Raw genomic sequence first — 391 nt, 5'->3', positions numbered from 1 at the left:
GTAAATTCGTAACTCCAGTTATCTTGCTCACTTATTTCTTTACTTTGAACTATTTCTCCATTAGCTAGTAAGTTTACCGTGATACTTGTTGGGCGTTTTCCATCTTGGTTATTATTATCTTCCCAAGTTTTTACTCCAGATACTTGCGTAGTTTCTGGTGTGTATTTGTTTGTTATGTTATAACCATTGATTACTGTTTCATATCCAGCAACTTGATTCTCTGTTACTGTGTAGTTTACTTCTTGTCCGTCTTTGAACTTCGGTAAGTTTGTAAATTCGTAACTCCAGTTATCTTGCTCACTTATTTCTTTACTTTGAACTATTTCTCCATTAGCTAGTAAGTTTACCGTGATACTTGTTGGGCGTTTTCCATCTTGGTTATTATTATCTT

The 391-nt window shown here is 34.0% G+C and carries 1 protein-coding gene; it reads right to left on the bottom strand.

Going from position 1 to position 391, the window contains the following annotated elements; translation table 11 throughout:
* Window positions 1–391 (bottom strand): Cna B-type domain-containing protein (locus tag HZY83_RS05090; RefSeq protein WP_179942992.1); only part of this gene is annotated, 391 nt, incomplete at both ends.

Source organism: Gemella sp. GH3, assembly GCF_013415425.1.
In the GTDB taxonomy this organism is placed as follows: Bacteria; Bacillota; Bacilli; order Staphylococcales; family Gemellaceae; genus Gemelliphila.
The sequence above is the reverse complement of the archived record's forward strand: the minus strand, read 5'-3'. Positions and strand labels throughout refer to the sequence as shown.